The 5,618-nt window shown below is 74.5% G+C and carries 5 protein-coding genes and 1 pseudogene; 1 reads left to right on the top strand and 5 read right to left on the bottom strand.

From position 1 onward, the window contains the following. From MNZ39_RS22900 to MNZ39_RS22915, 4 genes are all read right to left on the bottom strand, one after another. Positions 1–381: ComF family protein (locus MNZ39_RS22900; protein WP_242341408.1), on the bottom strand; the 381-nt coding region annotated here is incomplete at its 3' end. Further along, positions 378–1,928, bottom strand: a complete 1,551-nt coding sequence (gpmI, locus tag MNZ39_RS22905) for a 2,3-bisphosphoglycerate-independent phosphoglycerate mutase (protein WP_242341409.1) — start codon at positions 1,926–1,928, stop codon at positions 378–380. The genes MNZ39_RS22900 and gpmI, both read right to left, overlap by 4 nt. 178 nt (positions 1,929–2,106) lie before the next feature. Next, a complete protein-coding gene (rlmH, locus tag MNZ39_RS22910; RefSeq protein WP_242341410.1) occupies positions 2,107–2,568 on the bottom strand; it encodes a 23S rRNA (pseudouridine(1915)-N(3))-methyltransferase RlmH in 462 nt (153 codons plus the stop codon). A 12-nt stretch (positions 2,569–2,580) separates the two neighbouring features. Next, positions 2,581–3,681 (bottom strand): MJ1255/VC2487 family glycosyltransferase, encoded by a 1,101-nt coding sequence (locus MNZ39_RS22915; protein WP_242341411.1) that lies wholly within the window; start codon positions 3,679–3,681, stop codon positions 2,581–2,583. 107 nt (positions 3,682–3,788) lie between these two features. Between MNZ39_RS22915 and MNZ39_RS22920 the strand changes: the two genes are divergently transcribed. After that, positions 3,789–5,174, top strand: coding sequence for an MATE family efflux transporter (locus tag MNZ39_RS22920; protein ID WP_242341412.1), 1,386 nt, complete (start codon positions 3,789–3,791; stop codon positions 5,172–5,174). Positions 5,175–5,235: 61 nt separating this feature from the next. On the opposite strand, the pseudogene MNZ39_RS22925 reads toward MNZ39_RS22920, so the two are convergent. Beyond that, positions 5,236–5,618, bottom strand: a pseudogene (locus MNZ39_RS22925) (Fe-S oxidoreductase); the annotation flags it as partial.

Below are 5,618 nucleotides of genomic sequence, written 5' to 3' on the forward strand. Positions count from 1 at the left end.
GCCCGGCGGGAGCGGAGCGGCGCGGGCGAGCCAGGCGCCGAGCGGGCGCGCGAGCGCGGGACGGCCGCCGTACTTGAGGGCGTGGATCGCGTCGGCGAGCGGGCCGCCGAAGAGGCCGCCCGCGCGGACCGCGTCGAACGCGGGCGGGTCGGCGCGGCAGGCGCCGCAGAGCGGATCCGGCCCGGGCAGGCCGCAGCGCCGGCAGCCCTCCGGGACGGGGTCGACGGCCTCGCCGCACACGGAGCAGAACGGCTCCGCGACCACCGCGCCCCCGCAGGCGGCGCAGCGCGGCGGGTAGACGAGCTCGAGGAGCGCCGCGGCGACGCCGCGGAGCGCGGCGGCGACCCGGACGCGAACGTCGCTCGACCCCTCCTCGCTCATCGCACGAGGAGCCCGAGCCCCTTCATCTCCTTCGGCTGCGGGAGCCCCATCACCTGGAGCGCGGTCGGAGCGACGTCGGCGAGCACGCCCTTCGCGCGGAGCTTCGCGCCGCGCAGGTCGGGATCGGCGAGGATGAACGGCACCGGGTTCAAGGTGTGGGCGGTGTGCGGCTGGCCGGTCTGCGGGTCCGTCATCAGCTCGCAGTTGCCGTGGTCCGCCGTCACGATCATCGCCATCCGCTGCGCCTTCGCCGCCTGCCACAGCCGGCCGACGCACTCGTCCACGACCTTCACGGCCTTCACCGCGGCGTCGAGGATCCCGGTGTGCCCGACCATGTCCGGGTTCGCGTAGTTCACGAGCGCGAAGCCGTACTTGCCCGTGCCGAGCGCCGCGACGAGCTTGTCCGTCACCTCGCGCGCGCTCATCTCCGGCTTCTCGTCGTAGGTCTTCACCTCGCGCGGGCTCGGCACGAGGATCCGGTCCTCGCCCGGGTAGACCGTCTCCCGCCCGCCGTTGAAGAAGAACGTGACGTGGGCGTACTTCTCGGTCTCCGCGCAGCGGAGCTGCGCGAGGCCGGCGTGCGAGACGATCTCGGGGAAGATCTCGGTGAGGTCCTGCGGCGCGTAGGCGACCGGGTACGGGAACGTCCTGTCGTACTCGGTCATGCACACGTAGGCGGAGAGCCGCGGCGGAGCGCCGCGGTCGAAGTCGTGGAAGCCCTCGCCGGCGAGCGCGCGGGTGATCTCGCGCGCGCGGTCCGCGCGGAAGTTGAAGAACAGCACCGCGTCGCCGTCGCGCACCGGACCGACGGGCTTGCCGTCTCCGTTCACGACGACGGTGGGCTTCACGAACTCGTCGGTCTCCCCGCGGCCGTACGCGGCCTCCATCGCCGCGACGCCGCTCGGCGCCCGCTGGCCCTCGCCCTTCACCAGCGCGCGGTAGGCGAGCTCCACGCGATCCCAGCGCTTGTCGCGGTCCATCGCGTAGTAGCGCCCGGAGACCACCGCGACCTTGCCGTAGCCGGTGTCGCGCAGCCGCTTCTCGAGCTGAGCCATGTACTCGAGGCCGCTCTTCGGCGGGGTGTCGCGCCCGTCCATGAACGCGTGGACGAACGTGCGCGGCACCCCCTCGCGCCGCGCGAGCTCGACGAGCGCGTACAGGTGCTCGACGTGGCTGTGCACCCCGCCGTCGGAGAGGAGGCCCATGAGGTGGAGCGCCGCGCCGTTCTCCTTGGCGCGGCGGCACGCCAGGAGGAGCGCGTCGTTCTTGAAGAAGGATCCGTCCTCCACCGCGCGGTTGATGCGCACGAGGTCCTGGTAGACGATCCGGCCCGCCCCGAGGTTCGTGTGGCCCACCTCGGAGTTGCCCATCTGGCCCTCCGGAAGGCCGACCGAGAGCCCGCTCGTCTCGATGGCGGTGTGCGGGTACTCGTGGACGAGGGCGTCCATGTTCGGGGTGCCCGCCACGGCGATGGCGTTCGCCTCGCGCTCGACGCGGAGGCCCCAGCCATCGAGGACGACGAGCAGGACGGGCTTCGGCTTCGTCACGGGTTCCTCCGGTCGGACGGCGTGTCGCGTGATGTTAGGGATGCGCCCGGGCGGCCACAAGGAAGAACGGCCGGCCGGGCGCGCGGCTTTGGACCCGGAGGCGCGAGGCGCACGAGACCGGAGCCGAGGCGAGGAGCGAGCACCCCCGCCGCAGGCCCGGGATCGTGCGCCGCAGCACTCACTTGTGGTACGGCTCGCCCCGCAGGATCGTCATGGCGCGGTAGAGCTGCTCCACGAGGACGAGCCGCGCCAGCCGGTGCGCGAGCGTCATGCGCGAGAGCGCGAGCGTCTCCTCGGCCCGATCCAGCACCGCGCGCGAGAGGCCGTCCGAGCCGCCGATGACGAGCGCGACGTCGCGCCCCCCCTCCGTCCAGCGCCGCACGCGCTCCGCGAGCTGCACGCTCGTCCACTCCGCGCCGCGCTCGTCGAGCGCGACGACCCGCTCGCGCGGGCCGAGCTTGGCGAGGAGCGACCCGGCCTCCTCCTCCTTCGCCTGCGCGGTCCCCGCGTGCTTGCGGGCCTCGGGGACCTCCACGAGCTCGAACCGCGCGTAGCGCCCGAGGCGCTTCGCGTACTCCTCGATCGCCGGCGCGTAGAGCCCGGAGCGATCCCTGCCGACGGCGACGACGCGGAGGCGCATTCGCGGGGCGCCTCAGGGGAGCGGCGCGGCGGCGCCGGAGCCGAGCGCGCGCGCGAGGGTCGCGTCGAGCGCGGCGAGGAGGTCGCGGTTCCCGTCCTGTCGATACGCGGCGAGGCCGCGCTCGAGGTCGGGGAGGCGCGCGAGGAACCCCGCGAGCACGGCGTCGTCGATCGTCTCGGCGGCGACGCCGTAGCCGAGCCGCTCGAGGTAGCGGGCATTCAGGATCTGCTCGAACTGGCGCTTCACGGGGACGGCGAGCATGGGCTTCCCGAGATACACCGCCTCGCTCATGAGCGTGAAGGATCCGCCCGACACGACCGCGCGCGCGGTGCGCAGGTCCTCGACGAAGACGGGCTCGCTGAAGGGACGCCACAGGAGGTTCCCCTCCCTCGCGTCGGCGACGAGGTCGCGGCGGAGCCCGTAGATGCGGCACTCGCGCCCGGAGCGCCGCAGGACCTCGGGCAGCGCCTCGTTGGAGGTGGAGGTCTGGTAGACGAGGAGGTGCTCGCCGCGCTCCGGCCGCGCGGCGAGGATCTCCGGGCGGAGCACCGGCGGGTGGAGCGTCGTGCGGCGCTTCACCCGCTCCGGCCGGAAGAACGTCGCGACGAGGTAGTGGAAGCAGCCCGGCAGCTTCGCCTTCACCACGGCCTTCGCGACGAGGAACTCCGCCTCGTGCCCGGCGATCACCTCCGGCGGATGATGGGCGCGGTTCACGATCTGGTTGTTGTCCACGGAGATGCACGGGAGCCCGTGCGTCCGCGCGAACAGGTGGCTCCAGCTCTCGAAGTCGGAGACGACCACGTCCGGCCGGAAGGCCCGGGCGAGGTCGAAGTAGGCCTTCACGTTGCGCGGCCAGCCGCCGAGGGCCGCCCCCTTGAGGTTCGCGAGGACGGTCCGGAAGCTCCGGACCTCGTTGTCCTCGTACACGATCGAGAGCCCCCAGATCTTGTTCACTCCCAGCCGATCCCGCTCGAGCGACTTGAGGTACCCGTGCGCCCTGCCGGAGACGACCACCTGGACGTCGTGGGCGCGCGACAGGTGGTCGATGACCACGCGCGAGCGGATCGCGTGCCCCATCCCCTCGCCCGCGACCCCGTAGAGGATGCGCGCCATGCCGTGACTGTAGCGCGCTCCGGCGGACCTGGCCCCAGGCCCGGCCGGGACCCGCCCGCGCGGCGCGCGCTTCCGGCAGGGGCGCGCGGCGGGTACCCTGCGCGTCCATGAACGCTCCCGAGCCACCGGACGGCGGCACGCGCCCCGCCGGGCTCGGCGCGACCCTGCGCGCGCTCGTCGCGCTCGCCTGGCCCATCGTGATCTCCCGCGCCACGCAGGCGGTGGTCGGGATCGCCGACGCGGTGATGGTCGCGCACCTCGGCGAGGCGGCGCTCGCGGCGACGACGACCGGCGCGACCAACGCGCTCTGCGTCTTCATCCTGCCGATCGGGACGGTCTTCATCGTCCAGAGCTTCTCCGCGCAGCTCTTCGGGCGCGGGGACTCCGCCGGCGCGCGCCGGTTCGGCTGGTACGGCCTCGCCGTCGCGGCCGGCGCGCAGGCGCTCGGGATCGCCGGCGCGGCCGCGGCGCCGCACCTCCTCGCCCGCCTCGCCTACGCCGCGGACGTGCGCGCGCTCATGAGCGGCTACCTCCAGCTCCGGCTCCTCTCCGCGGGCGCCGCGGTCGGCATGGAGGCCCTCGCGGGCTACTACGGCGGGCTCGGCGACACGCGCCGGCCCATGGTCGCGAACGTCGCCGCGATGGTGCTGAACGTCCTCGGCAACTGGCTCCTCATCGACGGGCACCTGGGGCTCCCCGCCCTCGGCGTCGCGGGGGCGGCCCTCGCGAGCACGTTCTCGACGACGGTCGCGTTCCTCGGGCTCGCCGCGACGTTCGTGCGCGAGGGGCGCCGCGCGGGGACGGGCCGGCTGCGCGGGAGCGAGCTCTGGCGCGTGCTCCGCTTCGGCGTGCCGTCGGGCATCACCTGGTTCCTCGAGCTCCTCGCCTTCGTGTTCTTCGTGAACGTCGTCTTCGCCGGCCTCGGGACGACCTCGCTGGCGGCGCTGATGTCGATCCTCCAGGTGAACACCATCGCGTTCATGCCCTCGCTCGCGCTCGCCAGCGCGGGAGCGATCCTCGTCGGCCAGGCCATCGGCGCCGCGCACAGGGACCGCGTCCCGCGCGTCCTCGCGGTCACGTTCGCGGTGTGCGCGGCCTGGCAGCTCTTCGTGGGCCTCCTCTACCTCGTCGCGCCGGACGCGATCCTCGCGCCCTTCTCCCCCGGCGCCGCTCCGGAGGGCGCCTTCCACGCGATCGGGCGGCGCGTGCTCGTGCTGGCGGCGGCGTGGCAGCTGTTCGACGCCGCCGCCATGGTGCTCGGCGAGGGGCTCCGCGCGGCGGGCGACACCGCCATCGTCATGTGGCTGCGCATCGCCATCGGCTGGGCGGTGTTCGTGCCGGGGAGCTGGATCTCGGTGCGCTGGTTCGGCGCGGGGGACGCGGTCGCGGTGGGGTGGCTCGTCCTCTACCTCGCGCTCCTCGCGCTCGTGCTCTGGCTCCGCTTCCGCGCCGGCGCCTGGCGGCGGATCGAGCTCGTGCCCGAGGGCACCTGACGGGGCGGCGACGTCGCCCCGAGCGGCGTCGCCCTGCTCGCCGGTCTCCGTCGGCCCGGCCTCAGCGCGCGCAGCGCGGGGGCGCGTCCGCGTCCGCCTCGGTCGCGTCGCGCGGGATGGTGAGCCCGAGGGCGCCCGCGTCGAGGAGGCCACCGCGCTCGAGGTCGCTCACCCGCACCGCCGCGAGCGAGCCGTCCGCGCCGAACAGGTGCTCGACGCGGAGGTGGTGCCCCGCCACGCGGCCGTCGCGGACGTACTTCACCGTCCGTCCCTGCGCGTCGCGCTCCACCTTGCGCCAGGACTCCCCCTCGCACCCGGGGAACGTGCGGATCTCGCCGGAGAGCGCCCCGGCGGCGCGGAGCGAGGCGTAGCGCGCGAGCGCCGCCTCCGCGCGGGTCGGCGCCGGCGCTGCGTCCGCGGCCTTCGCGCCCGGCCGCTCCGTGG

The organism is Anaeromyxobacter sp. SG66 (genome assembly GCF_022690805.1).
GTDB lineage: Bacteria > Myxococcota > Myxococcia > Myxococcales > Anaeromyxobacteraceae > Anaeromyxobacter > Anaeromyxobacter soli.